Raw genomic sequence first — 18406 nt, 5'->3', positions numbered from 1 at the left:
CACGATGCCCGGCTTGACCGTGAACGACAAATCGTCCACCGCTTTCGTCGGTCCGTAAACCTTGGTCAATCCCCTCAGTTCAATCATGAGGAGAACTGTGCCCTACGGCGCTGACCAGCACATCGGTCCGGAGGATGACATGGACCCTGAGATGTGGAGACGGCAGTTCAGGGAAAACCCTGTCCTCGACCGGAAGTCGGAACTGCCGCGACATGAGGGTAGGGCGCGTCGAAGTCGCCGTCGAACAATCGCCAGTAGAAGTCGTTCATTCTCGCAGCGGCGGGCGCGTGCCGGGTCAAGATCGCGGCCACCTCCGGTGCCACATCACCTGGGACATGACCTGTGGCGCATCGTCGTACGTACTGGTTGCGGGCGACTGGTCCGCCGTGTTTCGGTCTCGGCACTCCGCAGACCTCGGTGACCAGCCAGTTGACCAGAAGCATGGCGGCGTAGTCGGCGTCATGGGTGGCATGGCGCCGGACGAAGTCATGTTCGGTAGTCGACAGGTCGAAGTGTGGGGATGTGGCCAGTCCGAAGTCGGTGAGATAGATCCGCTCCATATCTGTGCGCATGTTGCCGAAATGTCCGTCCATGTGCAGCAACTGTCGATCGCGTAAGAACGCCACGATCTCCGAAAACTGTCGCTCGACTTCGGCAGCTTTGGCGGCCGGGTTGTCATGCAGCCAATCCGAGATCGGGTGTGCGACGTACTCGCAGAACAGTACGAGGCTGCACGGCGCAGTGGCGAGTGCTTCGAGGCGGACCCGCGCTTCACTACTGGCGCAGGCGGTGGGAACGGAAGCGATGTCGGCGTGTTCGGGTGCAACCGGCGATCGACCGGGCAGCACCCGCCAGTGGTAAAGCATTGGGAACGACTGTGTTTCGCCGGCCAGAACGGCCTCGGTGACCATGACGTTCGCGGCCAGCTCTCGCCAGGCGTTGAAGCTCGGGCCCCCAATGCCGTACTGGCAGAACGTCGGCAAGTCGAAATGGTTGGAAGTAGAGCCCACGTCGGCGAGTTCCTGTTCGGTCAGTGGGATGCGTTTGGTGAATACCGGAACGCTGTCGAACCCGTTTTCGCAGACACCGACGAGTCCTGCGGCGCCGCCCACGCCTACGCTCGAGACTCGAGCGGTGTCGACCAGTCGGGCCAGTTCGACATCGTTCTGGGAAGACAGGAATGCTGATAGTTTCCGGTGGCGGTCAATCCTGACGTCCGTCATTCCGCGACCGTGCCACAGGCTCGTCCGGCTTCGATTTCGCGGAGCCGTCTGTCGAAGTCACCGATTCTGGCGGTGTCCTCGTAGTAGTCCTCCTGCTCGACGATTCTTCCCCACTTGGTTCGAACGAGAAGCACTGTTCGATTTTGATAGATGACGGCGCCGTCCGGGCCTAGGGCTCGGTCGTCGAATCGGACGAGCAGTGTCATGCGCCAGAGCGGACCACCGAAATACGCTTCGGTGACCGCGCCTTGAAGCCCCGCGTCGACAAATTCCTGGAGAAACGTCTCGATTTGGTCCCGTCCGGCATGCACTCCTGCCCACCGATGATCACCCTCGGCGAATCTGAGCACCGCGTGGTGGTGATAGGAATTCAACAGCGGCCGGTAGTTGCCGGAATTGAGTGCACGGACGTCGCGTCGGAACTTGAAGATGAGTGCTTTGCGCAGAAGTGATCGCGAGACGATCGCCGTTCCGAAGCCCGCCGCGAACCATCGTTTCATCTTCGAAGCTTGTCGTGGCATCGAATGCCCTGTCAACGAAATGCCGGGGTCTGCTGATATCTGACAGAGAATTGGATATTGACAGTGACTGTCACAATAGGTGAGACTCGCATTATCGAGAATGGCCGGATCTCGGCCGAGGCGGGAGGACGTTGCTGATGTCACTACGGGAGAGACAACGGTTGCAGGTGCGAGCAGACATTCAACGTGCGGCATTCGATCTGTTCGCGCGTGACGGTTTCGAGGATGTGACCACCGAGCAGATTGCGGCAGCAGCGGGGGTGTCGGCGAGTACGTACTTCCGGCACGTTCGTAACAAGGAGGATCTGCTGTTGGACCCGGTCAGGCAGGGCGGTGCCGGGATCGTGACACTGCTCGAGGATCGCCCGGCATCTGAGTCGGCTGATCTTGCGATCTCGCGGGCAATCCTCGAGCGTTCCAATGCTTTCGAGTCCGCGGAGATCGATCAGTGGCGAGCAGCGTTCCGCACCGCGCCGCACCTGATGGATCGAGTCGCGCTGATCGCGCCCGAGCATCGTGATCGGTTGGTGGAGTTGGTGGCACAACGAATGCAACTCGATCCTGAAAATGACAGCCGACCAGGACTACTCGTTCACTTGATGTTGGCGGCGGCGGAGTTCGGCTATCGGCAATGGATACGTAACCCCCAGAAGCGTGGGGCATCACTTCCCGTGTGCGTCGAGGGGGCACTCGACGCGGTTCAGGGATCCCGGTGGCGCACGCAGGATGACGATGACACGAAAGGTCGTGACCAGTGATGAACGAGAACTCTCGAAACTCCGAGCTCTCGGTAGTGGATGTACCAGCGGTGGATGTGATCGTTGTGGGATCGGGGGCTGCCGGCATGTCCGCAGCCATCACTGCAGCACGCAACGGACTCTCGACAATTCTCGTGGAGAAGTCGGAGTACTGGGGCGGTTCGTCGTCCCGGTCCGGGGGCGGAGTGTGGATTCCGGGAAACTCGATACTTCGCCGCGAGGCGCCGGCGGATGATATCGACTCTGCGCGAACATATCTGAAGAGCATTGTCGGAGAGGATGCAGACACCGACCGTATCGACACGTATATCGATCGAGGCCCGGAAGCCCTCGATTTCCTGATTCGGCACTCCGCACTCGAGCTCGAATGGGTGAAGGGTTACTCCGACTACTTTCCGGAGGCACCTGGCGGACTTGCAAGCGGCCGCTCGTGCGAGCCGCGCCCGTTCGACGCGCGAGCTCTGGGCGACGATCTCGCGACCCTTCATCCGCCGTACATGAAGGTGCCGCTCAACATGGTTGTCCAACAATCTGATTACCGTTGGCTGAGCACGGGGGTTCGGCATTGGCGGGGGCCGGTGCGAATGCTTCGGGTGGGAATGAGATCCCTGGTCGCAAAAGCTCGGAAGAAGAAGCTGATCGGGCTCGGGCCGGCGCTCATGGCGGAACTGATGCTCGGAGTTCGAGACGCCGGAGTGACGGTCGAGCTCGGAACGAGGCTTGTGGATTTGGTTACCGACAATGATCGTGTCGTGGGTGCGCGACTCGAGTCCGGGGGAGTGCAGACAACCATGCACGCTCGATGCGGTGTAATCCTCGCGTGCGGCGGGTTCGACAACAACGACGACATGCGAGGCGAGTACCAGCGCCGGCCGAGTAGTGCGCAGTGGACTCTCGGGGCACCGACCAATACCGGAGACGGTATCCGTGCAGCTCTACGCGTCGACGCGGCAATTTCGTACATGGACGACGCGTGGTGGGCCCCGTCGATTCCGCTGCCCAAAGGCCCGTGGTTCGCCTTGGCGGAACGCTCGTTGCCTCGAAGCCTGATGGTCAACGCCAGCGGTCAGCGCTTCATGAACGAGTCGCTTCCCTACGTCGAAGCCGCGCACGCCATGTTCGGCGGAAAGTACGGCCGAGGTGAAGGACCCGCTGAAAACATCCCCGCTTGGCTGATCTTCGATCAGACGTACCGTGACCGTTACCTGTTCGCGGGAGTGCCGGCGCGCAGGCCGATACCTCGGTCGTGGATCGAATCGGGTGCGATCGTGCGAGCTGGATCGATTGCCGAACTCGCTGCCGAGATCGGAGTGCCGGGCGATGCGCTGTCCGCGACCATCACACGATTCAACAGTCACGCGCGCGACGGAGTCGATCGCGACTTCGGCCGTGGGACAAGCAGATACGACCACTACTACGGCGACTGCACCAACAAGCCCAACCCCAGCCTCGGAGAACTCACGAAGGGTCCGTTCTATGCCGCGAAGATGGTGCCCGGAGACCTGGGGACCAAGGGCGGCATCAACACGGACGCTCGCGCGCGAGCGTTGCGCGCCGACGGTTCGGTCATCGACGGGCTCTACGCAGCGGGTAATACCAGCGCGCCGGTCATGGGTCATACCTATGCCGGTCCAGGTGCAACTATCGGTCCCGCAATGGTTTTCGGATATCTGGCCGCGCTCGATGCGGTCGGACGATCCCATGACGGTCGTGAACTCGACACCGAAGGCAGGAATAATGGTTTGGCAGATCGCCGTGGGTAGGGTTCCCTTGAGAGCGTGACCCACCTCAACATCGCCGACGTCGACTACTTCCTTCCTGATGGTCGACAACTGCTCAGCGGTGTCAGCTTTCGGGTCGGAAACGGTGCAAAAACTGCACTGATCGGGCCCAACGGGACTGGTAAGACGACATTGCTTCGCATTGTCGCCGGAGACGCCGTCGCTGACGAGGGAGCTGTCACTCGATCCGGAACACTGGGCGTGATGCGGCAATTCGTCGGCCAGGTTCGCGACGAGTCCACCGTGCGCGATCTTTTGTTGTCCGTCTCTCCGGCGCGGATCCGGGATGCAGCACTGGCGCTCGATACGGCAGAAAACGCGATGATCGAGCGCGACGAGGAATCAACTCAAATGAAGTATTCGCATGCGCTGGCCGATTGGGCCGATGTGGGCGGCTACGAGACCGAAGACTTCTGGGACAAGGTCACAACCGCGGCTCTCGGTGTTCCTTATGACCGTGCGAAGTGGCGCGCGGCCAACTCGCTCAGCGGTGGCGAGCAGAAACGGTTGGTTCTCGAAGCACTGTTCGCTGGGCCCGACGACGCACTCCTGCTGGACGAGCCGGACAACTACCTCGATGTTCCGGGCAAGCGATGGCTGGAAAAGACGATCTCGGAATCGTCGAAAGTGGTTTTGTTCGTCAGCCACGACCGCGAACTGATCGCCAACGCGGCCACCCACATCGTGACGCTCGAGCCCGGAATCAGCGGCGCAACGTCGTGGACCCACGGCGCTGGGCTGGCCAGCTACCACCAGGCCCGCGAGGATCGCAACGCTCGATTCGAAGAACTGCGTCGACGCTGGGACGAGGAGCACGCGAAACTGCGTGCTCTGGTTCTGCGATTGCGTGAAAAGGCCAAGTTCAACGACGGCGTCGCTGCGCGGTATCACGCCTCGCAAACCAGGTTGGCGAAGTTCGAGGAGGCAGGGCCACCCGAAGCGATTCCACTTCAGCAGAAGGTGACAGTTCGGCTGGCGGGCGGGCGAACCGCCAAGCGCGCGTTGGTATGTCAGGATCTCGAGTTGACCGGATTGATGAAGCCTTTCGACACCGAGATCTGGTACGGAGATCGGGTTGCCGTGCTGGGCTCCAATGGATCCGGGAAGTCACATTTCCTTCGTCTCTTGGCGGGTGGTGGGACCGATCCGGGGACCGAGCATCTGCCCGTCGAGGCGCTCGACATCGCGCCGGTCGAGCACGGGGGTACTGCGACGCTGGGTGCCCGGGTACGTCCCGGATTGTTTGCGCAGACCCATTCCAGGCCTGATCTGACCGGGAACACGCTGCTCGAGATCCTGCACATGGGCGACGAACACCGAAACGGAATGGGGCGTGAAGCGGCGAGCCGCGCGCTCGACCGTTACGGATTGTCCCAAGCAGCCGAACAGAAGTACGACGACCTGTCCGGCGGACAGCAGGCGCGCCTGCAGATTCTGCTCCTCGAGCTTTCCGGCGCCACGATGTTGCTGCTCGACGAGCCGACCGACAACCTCGACCTTCATTCGGCTGACGCGCTCGAACAGGGCATCGCACAGTTTGCCGGCACCGTCATCTCGGTAACCCACGATCGTTGGTTCGCGCGCGGGTTCGACAGGTTCCTGGTATTCGGATCGGACGGGAACGTGTACGAGAGCGAGTCTCCGGTGTGGGACGAGGCCAGGGTCGAACGAGCGCGCTGAGATCGAGTAGCCGCTTGCTATCTGGGGAGTGGCGGCAACTCGTTGAGCATCGCGCGCAGGAGGCCCGGATCGCTGCGATCCGATCGAGGTGGGGGACAGCGCGAAAGATCGAGCAGTGTCGGGAAGCCCCACAGAACGCGACCTGGATCCACCCTGTCCACCGCCGAGTACCAGTGGGTGAGCGGCTCGGCGAGCGCCGCGTGAAGCTCGAAATGCCGTCGTCGGCGGCTGGGGTCTCCTTCGCGCTGCAGTCGAAGTTGCTTCGGTGACGGTATCGAGATGACGGTCAGATCCGCGAGACCCAGTTCGAGGCGCGTAAAAGCCGTCTCGACTGCCTCGAGCTCGTACTCGAATCGCTCCCGAGGTGCGGCGCCCACCGCGGCGAGACACCAGCTGTAGTGCAGTTTCAGCGGGTCGCTGTCGCAGAGCGCGATCCCGGTTCTCGATTCGAGTTCTTCCGCTTGCGACCATCGCTTCGAATTGACGGTTGCCCAGTAACTTGCCTGGACGTCGAGATCCGTGCCGTCCGGCTCGCGCCCCGTGGGCTGATACTCGGCGACGAATCCTTCCGGTGCCGTTTGTCCACCGAGTTGGGTTCGGCACCAGGTGGTCTTGCCGGCGGCGCTGGGTCCTTCTACTGCGACGATCACCAGTTCATTCTCCATAATGATTGGGGCGGTTGGTTTTTGCTCGTTGCCAGGACTCTCTTAACATTTGAATGGGGCTGTTTTGCGTTCCGACACGGCCTGTTTCGGTGCGGGGGGTCACAAAATCGCAGTGACGGTTGCCACATAACGGACGGATAACGATCGGTATGGTTGAAGCTCGAATCAACTAGTTGACCTGTGGTTATTTCTTGAATCTCGACTGAATCTGGTACGGCAGTGCCGGAAAACTGCCCCGTGACCAATCCGTGACCATCGCCTACGGTCGTTGACAGCCCGAAACTACCGGGCAAACACCGACCCGCAACTGCGTGCTTCTGCCCCGCGGGTCCGGTACTCCCGAAACCTTCGCGGGGCAGGAGTGAAACAGACGAGTCGATCGACGAGACGTGAAAGCGTCCGGGCCGACCTCGTCCGCGGTAGCGGAGAGGATTTACCCAATGACCAGCATCACCTTCAAGCGCGCCCTCGGCGCAGTTGCAACCGCAGGCGCAGTCGTCGCAATCCCGCTCGCCATGAGCACCGGCACCGCTTCGGCAGCCGGCCACGACTGGTCCGGAGTCGCAAACTGCGAGTCCTCCGGTAACTGGGCCGCCAACACCGGAAACGGCTTCTACGGCGGACTGCAGTTCACACAGAGCACCTGGAACGCGTTCGGTGGATCGGGCAACGCTGCCAACGCCAGCCAGTCTGAGCAGATCCGTGTCGCCGAGAACGTTCTCGCAGGCCAGGGCGTCGGCGCATGGCCCGTCTGCGGTCAGTACCTGACCACCGGCACCACCGCAGGCAACTACGAGGCCGCAGCAGCCCCCGTCACCGCTGAGGCTTCCGTCGAGTCGGCTCCGGCAGCAAGCACCGGAAGCGGCAACTACGTGGTCAAGGCAGGCGACACCCTGTCGAAGATCGCTGCTGCACACGGCATCTCGCTCGAGAACCTCGCCAGCCAGGTCCCGAACATCAACCTGATCTTCCCGGGACAGTCCCTCTCGGTCTAGTCTCGTGGCCGTTTAGGTCCTCATTGCGTCGAAATTGTCCGGAGCTGATGCAGCCCCGGACAATTTCGGCGTTTCTGCGTTCGCAATTAGCTCTGCCGCTTCCGTGTGGATGGGATCAAGATCCTGGCGCCACCCCAGAATGTGCAGTGCCGACCCGGCGATGACGGCGGCGTTGGGGATCGGGGTGCCTTCGAGTGCGTCGGCTCGCGCGCTGATCACGCTTTCTACCAGGCGAAACGGAAGCTCGGCCAGGTGAGTTGATGCTGGATCGTCAATCGCGTCGAGCACTGCCTGGGCGAGGGCCCGGTATTGCTCGCGAAGCCGATCGCGATCGGCTCGGAACGACATGAACCTGTCGCTTCTCAGTTCCGGCAAGAGATAGAGGACACCGAGGTTCCACCGTCCGGTGATCAGTTGGGCCGCGTCGATGTACGAAAGCGCGTACAGCTTCACCTCGGGTGAGGTGCCGCGTGGCCTGAGATTCTCCGCGAAGTCGAGCGCCGGAGTCACGGTGTCGGCGAGCAGTGCAACCAGGATGTCGTCCTTGGTGGCGAAATGGTTGTACAGCGACGCCTGACGCATTCCGACTGCTTCGGCGATGTGGCGTGTCGACGTCGCGGCGAAGCCTCGGGTGGTGAACAGTTCAGCGGCTGCATCCAAGATCTCCGCCCGGGCAGTCCCACCCGGGCGTCGGCGAGCGGTCAGGCGGGGTCGTCCGGGGCCGGCGTTGGTCACGCCTTCCATAGTGGCAGGCTCTGGCCTTACATGCGGGGTGGCCGTCGCTGTGAGCATTCGGTCACGTGCTCGAAACGTACTCAACGAGCCTGTTACAGAATCAGGCGAATCGTATACGCGGGCGTCACCTGCGGCGAGTGGATTTCGCGAAAACTATCAATCGACAGTTATTCGCCTCTGAATCGCTTCGCCGAAGGAGTACGCCGTTGAGTGCAACCACCCCGGCTGCGCAGCCCACCACCGCATCCGCACTCGCCTCTTCGCCTCACGACGACGGTGACCTCGCGGAGTTCGGCTACGAGCAGCAACTGCATCGATCGCTGGGAAAGTTCGCGTCGTTCGCCGCGGGCTTCTCCTTCGTTTCCATCCTGACCACGATCTTTCAATTGTTCGGCCTCGGTTTCGGTTTCGCGGGTCCGGCGTTCTTCTGGACCTGGCCCGTCGTATTCATCGGTCAGTTCATGGTGGCCCTCAACTTTGCGGAACTTGCTGCCAGATATCCGATTTCGGGTGCCATCTACCAGTGGTCGCGGCGGATGGGTGGTGAAATCGTCGGCTGGTTCGCCGGTTGGTTCATGATTCTCGCTCAGATCGTCACCGCGTCGGCCGCCGCGATCGCCTTGCAGGTCGTGCTCCCGAATGTGTGGAGCGGGTTCCAGATCATCGGTGAGGACAGTGCACTCACCTCCTCGAGCGGTGCTGCCAATGCCGTGCTGCTCGGATCGGTACTTCTGGTTCTGACCACCTTCATCAACTGCATCGGCGTCAACTGGATGTCGCGTATCAACAACATAGGCGTGACCTGCGAAATCGTCGGTGTCATCGCGGTGATCGGGATGTTCTTCACCCACGCTCAGCGCGGACCGGACGTCGTCTTCGACACCGGCAGTGCCGGCGGTCAGCCGGGATACGCCTGGGCGTGGATCATGTCCGGACTGATGGCTGCCTACGTCATGGTCGGCTTCGGTTCGGCAGGCGAACTGGCCGAGGAGACCCGCAACCCCCGACGCGTCGCACCTCGTACGATCCGCCTTGCACTCTCCGCTTCCGCACTCGGCGGCGGCTTGATGATCCTCGGCGCGTTGATGGCAGCGCCCTCACTCACCGACGGACGCCTGGCCACGGAAGGTTTGCCGTACGTACTGACCTCTATTCTGAGTTCGCCGTGGGGCACGGTCTTGTTGATCGACGTCTCGATCGCAGTGTTCGTGTGCACCTTGGCCATTCAGACTGCTGCTTCACGGCTGATGTTCTCCATGGCCCGCGACGGGCGGCTTCCTGCCTCGCAGGTACTGGCAAAGGTCAACCCCCGCACCGGAACACCTATCGCGCCGTCCGTCCTCATCGGTCTGGTCTGCATTGCCGTCCTGGCCGTCAACGTGGGCAACTCGGCAATTTTCGCAACCCTGTCCAGCGTATGCATCATCTTGATCTACTTGGCCTACCTCATGGTGACGGTGCCGCTGCTGGTTCAGCGTCTCAAGGGATGGCCTCGCACGGCAGTCGGCCCCAAGTTCGACGCCGAAGGCAAAAAGCTTTTCTCCCTGGGCATCTGGGGAGTTCCGGTCAACATCGCCGCGGTTGTGTACGGCGCGCTGATGGTGATCAACCTGTCATGGCCACGAGCCGAGATCTTCAACCCCACCGGGGAGTACCCCATTCTGCAGTGGGCCGCGCCCATCACGGTAGCGCTGGTCGTGGGGCTGGGAGTCGCTTGCTTCCCACGTGGCCGCGCCACCCCGAATCCCGTCACGATCGGAGCCTGACCATGAGTACTCAGACCACCGCCGGAGCGCGCGAGCATGCCCGGTCCCAGGCCGGAACAATCACAGACTCCATGCCGGTGTTGCCGGCCACCCGCTGGCCGAACCCGCCCGACGACGTCGCTCCCGAACGTCTGACCTGGGCTGAAACAGTGCCAGGTGGGCGATACACGACCAAGGTTCTCGCCCGTGGAACCCGATTGCGACTTCGCGACGTCGTCGGCAGCGCCTGTGCAAACATCTTGCTCTACCGCGCCGACGCCCCCTGGGAGCGTCTCAACGTCGCCGATACCGTCAAGGTGCCATGGCAGGCCTATCTCGGTGTCGGGCACCCGTTGCTCTCCGATCAGGGGCGAGTACTCGCGACGGTGGTCGCCGACACGTCGGGTCACCACGACGCGTTCTGCGGAACGACGTCACGCGCTACCAACGAGGCGAAGTACGGGCAGGGTTCGCTGCACAGTGCCTCACCCGCCGGTCGTGAACTGTTCACCGTCGCTGCCGCGAAGAACGGACTCGGGCCGCAGGACATTGCGCCGCCGTTGTCCTTCTTCCATGGTGTCCGCGTCGAGGCGGACGGCGCTCTCACCAGTACGGGTTCCGCCGGCGCCGGCGCGACGGTCGACCTTCTGATCCACCTGCCGGTCATCGTGATGATCGCCAACACCGCGCACCCACTCGATCCGGCGCTGGAGTTTCCCACCACGTCCCTCGAAGTGCTCGCGTGGAACGCGGCCGACGAACTCGGCAGCCTTGACGATCTCGGGCCGGAATACCAACGCGCAGTGCTCAATACCGGAGACGCCTGGACGGCTTCGAACCTGGAGGAGATCGCATGACCACCACCCTGGATGTCCCCGCCCTCGTTCCCGGAACGGTGATCCTCGACGAGATTGCTGACGCGTTCGGGCCGTGGTCCGCAGTTGTACGCGCCGGCGACGTCCTGACCATCGTCGATCTGCACGGAAATCAAGCCGTCGACACACTCGTCTTTGCCAGTGACGATCACAGCGTTCGGTACTCGGCAGCAGCGACGGTCACAGCGCAGCAGAATCTGTTTCTGACCACAGGATCCGTGCTCCGCAGTGACGACGGAACTCCGCTCATGACCCTGGTCGCGGACGAGGTCGGAAACCACGACACCGTCGGCGGCGCGTGCTCACAGGAATCGAACACCCTGCGATACGGCCACCACACCAAGCACCAGCACGCGTGCGTCGAGAACTTCCTCGTCGAGGGCGCCAAATGGAGGCTCGGTAAGCGGGACCTGGTGTCCAACATCAACTTCTTCATGAACGTCCCGGTCGACCCCGACGGCACACTCGGAATCGTCGACGGACTGTCTGCGCCAGGCAAGCGGCTCGCGTTGCGTGCCGAACGCGACGCGCTCGTCCTCGTGTCCAACTGCCCGCAGATCAACAACCCGTGCAACGGCTTCGATCCGACGGCCGTCCGCATGATCGTCACACGGCCGGAGGCAGACGAATGAATGCAAAACTGACCATCGTGCGTCCCGGAATGTTGACGACGGTTCAGGACTATCCAGGGCGCGTCGGGTACTGGCAGATCGGTGTCCCACCGTCGGGCCCGATGGACGACCTGTCGTTTCGGTTGGGAAACACCGCACTCGGAAATCCCGAAGGCGCACCCGGCATCGAATGCGCGATGGCCGGACCTGCGATGACGTTCGACGAGGACACCACGGTGTGCGTCACGGGCGCTCCGGTGTCTGTGGCCGTCGACGGCATCGCCCACGGTCAGTGGCGTCCTGTTTTCGTCCCCGCTGGAGCGGTGCTCGACGTCGGGACGCTCAGCGGCCCAGGACTGCGCATCTACGTACTCGTACAGGGCGGAATCGAGACCGACGACTATCTCGGCAGTGCGTCGACCTTCACCCTGGGCAGGTTCGGTGGACACGAAGGTAGGACTTTGCGGGCGGGGGACGTTCTCAAACTCGGACAGGCGACCGGGGCAGCGGGAGGTGTTCCCGCCGAGCATGTTCCGGCGATACACACGTGCTGGGAACTTGCGGTGACCGAGGGCCCGCACGGGGCGCCGGAGTTCTTCACCCGCTCCGACCTCGACACGCTGTACGCGACCGAGTACGAGGTCCACTTCAACTCCGACCGCACCGGAGTCCGGTTGATCGGTCCGAAACCTGACTGGGCCAGAACCACCGGCGGCGAAGCGGGACTTCACCCTTCGAACATCCACGACAACGCGTATTCGATCGGTGCACTCGACTTCACCGGCGACACGCCCATCCTCCTCGGACCCGACGGACCGAGCCTCGGCGGCTTCGTCTGCCCGATCACGGTGGTGTCTGCTGATCGCTGGAAGCTTGGACAGTTGGCTCCCGGGAACAAGATTCGCTTCGTGCCGGTCCGCGCCGACCGGGCAGCCTCCCGCCGTGACCTCGGAGTATCGCGTCGAGCGTCCAATTCGGTTGTGCATTCCTCCGGTGGTGACGGCGACGACGGCGTCATAGCCCGCCGTGACGGCGACACCGCGGTCACGTACCGGCGCTCAGGCGATGACAATGTGTTGGTCGAATACGGCGACATGAATCTCGACCTGGCGTTACGTGCGCGTGCACATGCACTGCATCAGCGACTCGAAGCCGAGAAGCCGGCCGGACTACTCGATCTCACCCCGGGAATCCGCAGCCTGCAGGTCCGCGTCGACCCAGACGTGCTGCCCGTCGGCAAACTGATGGGAATGCTGGCCGAGGCGGAGGACACCTTGCCTGCGGCCAACGAACTCGTTGTGCCCAGTCGCACTGTGCGGATGCCACTGTCGTGGGACGACCCGGCTACGCGCGAAGCGATCCAGCGGTACATGCACGGAGTGCGCGCGGACGCGCCGTGGTGCCCGTGGAACATCGAGTTCATCCGCCGGATGAACGGTCTCGAATCCGTGAACGACGTATTCGACACCGTTTTCGGCGCCGAATACATGGTGCTCGGACTCGGCGACGTCTACCTCGGAGCTCCGGTCGCGACGCCGCTCGACCCACGTCATCGCCTTGTCACGACCAAGTACAACCCCGCCCGTACCTGGACCCCCGAAAACGCCGTCGGGATCGGTGGGGCTTACCTCTGCATCTACGGCATGGAAGGCCCAGGTGGGTACCAGTTCGTCGGACGTACGACGCAGGTGTGGAATCACCGCCACCCCGCGAAGTCGGGCCCGTTCGAGGAGGGCACTCCGTGGTTGCTGCGATTCTTCGACCGGATCTCCTGGTACCCCGTCGAGCCGGAAGAGCTGATGGATCTGCGCGCGGACACTGCGGCCGGCCGCGGCGGGGGAGTCGAGATCGAGGACGGCAGCTTCTCGCTGGCCGAGCATCAGGAGTTCCTTGCGTCGAACTCGCGCTCGATCGAGGAGTTCCGCGCGATGCAGTCCGTCGCATTCGGAGCCGAGCGTCAGCGCTGGTCCGACGCGGGAGAGTTTGCGCTGCCCGGTTGATGGTCGAGTGAGCACCCTTTTCTTCGAGTGAACACCGCTTCCAGCGTGGCGGAAGCGGTGCTCACTCAGCAGTAACGGTGTTCAGTCCGCCCGGAACGGGCAGCAGATGTTTGCGTCAGCGAGTCAGAGCGCGATTGAATAGATCGATGAACGGGCGAGGCGACGGGGTCCCGGTGGGCCGGAAAGGCGCAGAATCCCTCGACGCGGATACCCACTCGGTTCTGCTCACCCGCGACAAGTCGAGCTGATATCGGGTGTCGGCGGCGAGTCGGTGGAGGAAGAGTGTTCCGGTTCGCCCGTTTCCTTCCCGAAACGGGTGGGCATGATTGAGCGTCGAGTACACCGATGCGAGCGCGAACGACGCAGCGCCGTGATCGAGCGCTACCCAATCGACGGCGGCGATGATCTCTTCCACCTCGGACAGGTAGTTCCGAATCGCCGAGACCGGAGCAAACGTTGCCGCACCTTTCCTGATGTCGACGGTTCTGATGTGTCCGGCCCACTGGTACAGATCTTGGAAAACGTGCTGGTGAAGTAGGAGAAGTTCGGCTGTGTCTCGCGTGTGCGGTACGAGGTCGCCGCCGAGATGCGCCTCACCCAGACGAAGCGCGGTCGCCGCGAACTCGAGTGATTGCAGTGCGGCGGGATCTCGCACGTCGAAATTGTTCTCCAGCACCGATGTACCGCGATAGACGTACGGCGCTGATCTTCGCCAGCGGATTCGCGGGGGGATTGCTGACGACAGGCCGACGGCTCGCGCTAATTCCTGCTCGAAATACTCACGCCGAGAAAGCATCCCGATCATGACGGCCTCGAGTTCCGCGATCTGCTCGTTACTCGGATCCCAGCCTTCGAGGCGCTCCGCCGCCAGAACCTGTTCGAGCGCAGTGCGATTCACGGGTCGATGTCGGGTAGCGCCGACGCGGACGCGGCATATTCGAGTCGTCGTTGCACACCTGCGACCTCGCGCACTGCATTGCTCAGCAAGCTCCGCGAGAGCGGAGTGAGTTCGGAGATCACGACTTCGTCGGTCGGTGGCCGACCTGCCGCGAACTGATCGGTCTGGTGGCGGACACGAATCTGCTGCAACACCTCGAAAGATTCGATCAGTACCTGGGCGTCGTCGTCGAGTAGGAAACCGCTTCCCGCCGCAGCCTTGAGGCGTTCGAGTGTCGAACTCGTGCGGGCGCCCACGGAAATCCCCGCCCATCGAGCGATGTTCACGATCGGTTGGACGGCGCTGGCTTTGAGGTCGACGGTTCCGGTCCGACGCGTCATCACGTCCTTGAACGAATGGAGCTTTGCCTTGTCTCCGACCGCTTCGCGAAGGAGTAGTCGCATGACGGCCGGGTGCAGTCGCAGTTGATCCAACGCCGCGGGACGAGGATCCAACGCCGGATCGCCTGCGACGACGCGGGCATCCGCCAGCATCGACAACATGACCAGGGCTTGGTCCTGATACGGGTTGGACACCCATTTCCGCAGCGCAGTGCGCCATTGTGGGAGCGTCCGAGCAAACCTGGCCTGGGTCGCGACGGCGTTCTTGGTGTCGCGAGGGAACCCGCAGAGATCGAGGATGTCGTGGATGGTCTTCGCGGCGTCGGCTCCCTCGTGATGTGATTCGCCGCCCCACACCAGCGCACTGTCGATATCCGAAGAGGGGAGCGCTTCACGCCTGGCGACGCTGCCGAGCGACAGCCACGCGAAATCCGGTCGCTCGTCTCCGCCCACCACCAATTCGATGGCTCGCCTGACCGTCACGTCGATCAGCACGGCCAGCGTCGCGCCGATGTCGAGCGGTGAGACCCGTGAGGCCACCAATTCCGTCACCAGAACAGGGACCGCGCGGGCTGTTTCGACGAGGTGGGCGTCGTCCTGTGCTGTGGCGAGCGCTGCGCGCAGTTCGAAACCCTGATTGGTGGCCGAAGTCAGGAGGTCGCTGAGTTCGAGCACACCCATCAGTGCGCCTGCCTCGGTCACGACCGGGAGATGGCGCAATCCGTACTCGAGCATGTCGGTCACGGCGTCGGCGCCCAATCGATCCGGATCGACTGTCACTGCTGACGGCGTCATCACTGTTGATACCGGCTGATTGCTGTCGATACCACCGACTACCACGCGAGCGCGTAGGTCACCTTCGGTGAAGATTCCGAAACCGCTTGTCTCCGTCGGGATCACAACAGCACGGCGGCCCGCATCGGTCATCAACTTCGCGGCCTCGCGGATGGTTGCCTGGCCGTCGCAGACAATTGCGGGCCCGCGCAACAGGTCTCGCACCCGGCGCATGGCGGGACTCTGGATGCCTTGCCCCGCCGAGTGCCCCGTCATGGGGTCATTGTCGCAGGTGTGTCCGTTTCAGGCAGCGGAGGGTGAGATGTCAGAGACCACCGAGCCGCGAGAGTACGTCGAGAGCGGAATCTGTAGTACGCCAGAGTGCGTCGATCTCCTGTTCTGCGCCGGGACGTGTCTGCGGATTCTGGAGGGCGAATCCGTTGGCCAGTGTGATGGTGTTGTATCCGCTGTCGGCGGCGCGGAGCAGCAGTTCCGAGGGTTGCGAGTTTCCGGCCAATCGGTCGAGTCCTTCGCCGACGAAGTAGAACCGCCAGAGCGGCCCCAGATCGGCGTCGTACTCGGCCTTGGTGAGGGTCACGATCGAACCACCCTTGACGGCAATGGAATCGACGATCTTGTAGAAATCGGTGACATCCTCCGCAGTGGTTCCGGACGTGGCGACGGCGTGAGCGAGGTCGACGGTGAGATGCGCGTTGTAGCCGGCCATGGCAACCCGTGCTGGACTGGCGTCGCACTGACGTGTCAGGGCGAAGTAGTTGGTCCACGCCGGATCGGTGGGAGTATCGGTGAACTCCGCATGGACGTTCACCAGGTACCTGCGCAGCAATTCGAAGCTGACGGAATGGGCCCACTCGTCATCGGCGAAGGCCGCAGGGTCTCGCTGCAGCGGCATCACCGCCTCGTGTTCGACAGCGTCGAGGCCGATGGAGAACAAGCCTCGCCAATCGTGGTGTGAGACGAGGATCGACGTGATCTCACGATGACGTTCGACAGCGGTCTCGAGCCGAGGCAGTCCGGCACCGTTCAGCGTCGTGACGTCGCTGAGTTCGGCAATCCGGCCCACCTCGGCATCGCTCAACTGGCTGCCGCAAGCCGTCGAAAGACTCTCGCCCGGATCTGCGAGTGCAGAACCGGGCGAGAGGAAAGCGGCGGTGATGCCGAGCGCGAGCGTCAACGGATACAGCCGCATCGGTTTCATCGGCTCAGACTAGGCGCCCATTTCACAAATGTCCGGATTGGCGATCAGCTGAGAACCGCGTCGGCCTCGATCTCGATGAGCAGAGCGGGGTCGATCAGCGAGCTGACCTCGAGGATGGTCGTGGCGGGACGAATCTCGCCGAACACTTCACCGTGCGCGAGAGCGGCCTGCTCCCACTGCGTCATGTCGCGCAGGTACATGCGAGTGCGGATGACGTCGTCGAGCGAGGCGCCGGCCTCGGCAAGTGCTGCCTTGATAGTTTCGAGCGCTGCGCGGGTCTGATCGGTGAGGGTCTCACCAGGAGCGGTGGTGCCAGAGACTGCGATCTGGTTACCGATGCGCACGGCACGGGAGTAACCGATCTTGGGTTCCCATTCGGAACCGGACGAAATATTGATTCTGTTCGACATGCACCGAATTCTGCCAACAACTTCCCGGCCGTGGTGAGGCACGGTCGGGTATTCGCTCCATCTTGACATACCTTAGAACAAGTGTTCGACTTGGGGCCATGAGGTGGTCGGGTCAGGCATTGGATGCAGATGACGGAGCGCTACCCGGACTCGAACGGGCCGGGTTGGTTCGCTCCGTGCAGACTCCCGAGTTCGAGGGAATCACGTTTCACGAGGTGCTCTGCAAGAGCGCGCTCAACAAGATGCCCGAAGAGTCGACGTTGCCGTTCAGCTTCACCGTCAACGCTTTTCGTGGTTGCTCGCACGCATGCCGATATTGCTTCGCGAGACCGAGTCACGAGTACCTCGACCTCGACGCCGGCGCGGATTTCGATTCCCAAGTGGTCGTGAAGACGAACATTGCCGCGGTGCTCCGCAAGGAATTGGCGCGAAAGTCCTGGAAACGGGAGGCAGTGGCACTGGGTACCAACACTGATCCTTATCAGCGAGCGGAGGGCCGATACCGCTTGATGCCCGGCATTATTCGCGCGTTGACCGAATCGGGAACTCCCTTCTCGATCTTGACGAAGGGAACTTTGCTCCGACGGGACCTGCCGCTGTTGAAAATGGCGGCGGCGCAGGTCGACGTCGGAATCGGAGTGTCGTTGGCGATCAACGACGCTGCACTTCAGAAGCAGATCGAGCCTGGTACCCCGTCACCGCGGGCGCGTCTCGAGATGATCCGGGCCATCACCGACGCGGGATTCTCGTGCAATGTCATGGTGGCGCCGGTCATTCCGTTCCTCACCGATTCCACCAGTCACCTCGACGGTCTGTTCGAGGCACTGTCCGAAGCCGGTGCGACGAGTGTGACGGTCTTCCCGATGCACCTGCGGGGGAGTACTCGGGGTTGGTTCATGAATTGGCTTGCTCAGGAACATCCGGCACTCATCCGTCGCTACCGCGAGCTGTACGGGCGGGGTGCGTATGTCACTCCCGAATACAAGCGTTGGCTCGCAAGCCGTGTCGAGCCATTGGTCGAGCGTCATGGGTTGGGTGGTCGTTCGGAGCATCGAGACGTCAGTGGGGCTGGCAGTGAATCGCGTGAGGCGCCTCGGGAACTGGTGGGTGCGGGAGCAGCTCTCACTTTGTTCTGA

Annotated in this window: 17 protein-coding genes; 9 read left to right on the top strand and 8 right to left on the bottom strand. The window is 62.6% G+C overall.

The features are described from left to right. Window positions 1–167: 167 nt before the first annotated feature. Together B0E55_RS21730 and B0E55_RS32235 are read right to left on the bottom strand one after the other, a co-directional pair. Entirely contained in the window at window positions 168–1223 is a 1056-nt protein-coding gene (locus B0E55_RS21730) for a serine/threonine protein phosphatase (RefSeq protein WP_080910442.1), read from the bottom strand. Then, a complete protein-coding gene (locus tag B0E55_RS32235; RefSeq protein WP_223257837.1) occupies window positions 1220–1723 on the bottom strand; it encodes a hypothetical protein in 504 nt (167 codons plus the stop codon). The genes B0E55_RS21730 and B0E55_RS32235 overlap by 4 nt, the downstream gene beginning before the upstream one ends. Before the next feature lie 158 nt (window positions 1724–1881). Here B0E55_RS32235 and B0E55_RS21720 point away from each other — a divergent pair, with 158 nt between their 5' ends. The 3 genes from B0E55_RS21720 to B0E55_RS21710 are packed head-to-tail and all read left to right on the top strand — an operon-like array spanning window position 1882 to window position 5963. Then, window positions 1882–2502, top strand: a complete 621-nt coding sequence (locus B0E55_RS21720; RefSeq protein WP_020907656.1) for a TetR/AcrR family transcriptional regulator — start codon at window positions 1882–1884, stop codon at window positions 2500–2502. After that, entirely contained in the window at window positions 2502–4265 is a 1764-nt protein-coding gene (gene kstD / locus B0E55_RS21715; protein WP_080910441.1) for a 3-oxosteroid 1-dehydrogenase, read from the top strand. The genes B0E55_RS21720 and kstD overlap by 1 nt, the downstream gene beginning before the upstream one ends. Before the next feature lie 15 nt (window positions 4266–4280). After that, complete coding sequence (locus B0E55_RS21710; protein ID WP_020969548.1) at window positions 4281–5963, top strand: ATP-binding cassette domain-containing protein; 1683 nt, start codon at window positions 4281–4283, stop codon at window positions 5961–5963. Window positions 5964–5980: 17 nt separating this feature from the next. Here the strand turns inward: B0E55_RS21710 and B0E55_RS21705 are convergent, their stop codons facing one another. Further along, window positions 5981–6628, bottom strand: coding sequence for a hypothetical protein (locus B0E55_RS21705; RefSeq protein WP_080910440.1), 648 nt, complete (start codon window positions 6626–6628; stop codon window positions 5981–5983). A 440-nt stretch (window positions 6629–7068) separates the two neighbouring features. On the opposite strand from B0E55_RS21705, the gene B0E55_RS21700 reads away from it, so the two are divergent. Beyond that, complete coding sequence (locus tag B0E55_RS21700) at window positions 7069–7623, top strand: LysM peptidoglycan-binding domain-containing protein (protein ID WP_019748325.1); 555 nt, start codon at window positions 7069–7071, stop codon at window positions 7621–7623. Window positions 7624–7635: 12 nt separating this feature from the next. Here the strand turns inward: B0E55_RS21700 and B0E55_RS21695 are convergent, their stop codons facing one another. After that, a complete protein-coding gene (locus B0E55_RS21695) occupies window positions 7636–8367 on the bottom strand; it encodes a TetR/AcrR family transcriptional regulator (RefSeq protein WP_041814987.1) in 732 nt (243 codons plus the stop codon). Window positions 8368–8564: 197 nt separating this feature from the next. On the opposite strand from B0E55_RS21695, the gene B0E55_RS21690 reads away from it, so the two are divergent. Genes B0E55_RS21690 through B0E55_RS21675 form a run of 4 tightly spaced genes read left to right on the top strand, consistent with a single transcriptional unit; the run spans window position 8565 to window position 13589 of the window. Continuing rightward, window positions 8565–10124 (top strand): amino acid permease, encoded by a 1560-nt coding sequence (locus B0E55_RS21690; RefSeq protein ID WP_042951823.1) that lies wholly within the window; start codon window positions 8565–8567, stop codon window positions 10122–10124. 2 nt (window positions 10125–10126) lie between these two features. After that, the gene (locus tag B0E55_RS21685) at window positions 10127–10960 is read left to right on the top strand and encodes an urea amidolyase associated protein UAAP1 (RefSeq protein WP_069146535.1); all 834 of its coding nucleotides are present in this window, start codon (window positions 10127–10129) and stop codon (window positions 10958–10960) included. Next, window positions 10957–11610 (top strand): urea amidolyase associated protein UAAP2, encoded by a 654-nt coding sequence (locus B0E55_RS21680; protein WP_080910439.1) that lies wholly within the window; start codon window positions 10957–10959, stop codon window positions 11608–11610. Before B0E55_RS21685 ends, B0E55_RS21680 begins: the two co-directional genes overlap by 4 nt. Further along, window positions 11607–13589 (top strand): 5-oxoprolinase/urea amidolyase family protein, encoded by a 1983-nt coding sequence (locus tag B0E55_RS21675; RefSeq protein WP_080910438.1) that lies wholly within the window; start codon window positions 11607–11609, stop codon window positions 13587–13589. Before B0E55_RS21680 ends, B0E55_RS21675 begins: the two co-directional genes overlap by 4 nt. 115 nt (window positions 13590–13704) lie before the next feature. On the opposite strand, the gene B0E55_RS21670 is transcribed toward B0E55_RS21675, so the two are convergent. From B0E55_RS21670 to B0E55_RS21655, 4 genes are read right to left on the bottom strand one after another with little or no spacing between them, the layout of a single operon-like run. Beyond that, window positions 13705–14487, bottom strand: coding sequence for a Fic/DOC family protein (locus tag B0E55_RS21670; protein WP_042951829.1), 783 nt, complete (start codon window positions 14485–14487; stop codon window positions 13705–13707). Next, on the bottom strand, window positions 14484–15917 hold the full coding sequence (locus tag B0E55_RS21665) for a putative nucleotidyltransferase substrate binding domain-containing protein (protein WP_223257836.1): 1434 nt from the start codon (window positions 15915–15917) through the stop codon (window positions 14484–14486). The genes B0E55_RS21670 and B0E55_RS21665 overlap by 4 nt, the downstream gene beginning before the upstream one ends. A gap of 49 nt (window positions 15918–15966) precedes the next feature. Continuing rightward, window positions 15967–16851, bottom strand: a complete 885-nt coding sequence (locus tag B0E55_RS21660; protein WP_080910452.1) for a DUF5995 family protein — start codon at window positions 16849–16851, stop codon at window positions 15967–15969. Window positions 16852–16904: 53 nt separating this feature from the next. Further along, window positions 16905–17270, bottom strand: a complete 366-nt coding sequence (locus B0E55_RS21655; protein WP_019748335.1) for a RidA family protein — start codon at window positions 17268–17270, stop codon at window positions 16905–16907. Window positions 17271–17368: 98 nt separating this feature from the next. Here B0E55_RS21655 and B0E55_RS21650 point away from each other — a divergent pair, with 98 nt between their 5' ends. Further along, window positions 17369–18406, top strand: a complete 1038-nt coding sequence (locus B0E55_RS21650; protein WP_080910437.1) for an Rv2578c family radical SAM protein — start codon at window positions 17369–17371, stop codon at window positions 18404–18406.

It is taken from the genome of Rhodococcus sp. 66b (genome assembly GCF_002076325.1).
In the GTDB taxonomy this organism is placed as follows: domain Bacteria; phylum Actinomycetota; class Actinomycetes; order Mycobacteriales; family Mycobacteriaceae; genus Rhodococcus_F; species Rhodococcus_F erythropolis.
The sequence above is the reverse complement of the archived record's forward strand: the minus strand, read 5'-3'. Positions and strand labels throughout refer to the sequence as shown.

Coding starts and splice junctions, on each gene's coding strand:
- B0E55_RS21650 (WP_080910437.1), top strand. CDS start 17,369: ATGAGGTGGTCGGGTCAGGCATTGGATGCAGATGACGGAGCGCTACCC.
- B0E55_RS21685 (WP_069146535.1), top strand. CDS start 10,127: ATGAGTACTCAGACCACCGCCGGAGCGCGCGAGCATGCCCGGTCCCAG.
- B0E55_RS21705 (WP_080910440.1), bottom strand. CDS start 6,628: ATGGAGAATGAACTGGTGATCGTCGCAGTAGAAGGACCCAGCGCCGCC.
- B0E55_RS21655 (WP_019748335.1), bottom strand. CDS start 17,270: ATGTCGAACAGAATCAATATTTCGTCCGGTTCCGAATGGGAACCCAAG.
- B0E55_RS21730 (WP_080910442.1), bottom strand. CDS start 1,223: ATGACGGACGTCAGGATTGACCGCCACCGGAAACTATCAGCATTCCTG.
- B0E55_RS21700 (WP_019748325.1), top strand. CDS start 7,069: ATGACCAGCATCACCTTCAAGCGCGCCCTCGGCGCAGTTGCAACCGCA.
- B0E55_RS21695 (WP_041814987.1), bottom strand. CDS start 8,367: ATGGAAGGCGTGACCAACGCCGGCCCCGGACGACCCCGCCTGACCGCT.
- B0E55_RS32235 (WP_223257837.1), bottom strand. CDS start 1,723: ATGAAACGATGGTTCGCGGCGGGCTTCGGAACGGCGATCGTCTCGCGA.
- B0E55_RS21720 (WP_020907656.1), top strand. CDS start 1,882: ATGTCACTACGGGAGAGACAACGGTTGCAGGTGCGAGCAGACATTCAA.
- kstD (WP_080910441.1), top strand. CDS start 2,502: ATGAACGAGAACTCTCGAAACTCCGAGCTCTCGGTAGTGGATGTACCA.
- B0E55_RS21660 (WP_080910452.1), bottom strand. CDS start 16,851: ATGCGGCTGTATCCGTTGACGCTCGCGCTCGGCATCACCGCCGCTTTC.
- B0E55_RS21680 (WP_080910439.1), top strand. CDS start 10,957: ATGACCACCACCCTGGATGTCCCCGCCCTCGTTCCCGGAACGGTGATC.
- B0E55_RS21675 (WP_080910438.1), top strand. CDS start 11,607: ATGAATGCAAAACTGACCATCGTGCGTCCCGGAATGTTGACGACGGTT.
- B0E55_RS21665 (WP_223257836.1), bottom strand. CDS start 15,917: ATGACGGGGCACTCGGCGGGGCAAGGCATCCAGAGTCCCGCCATGCGC.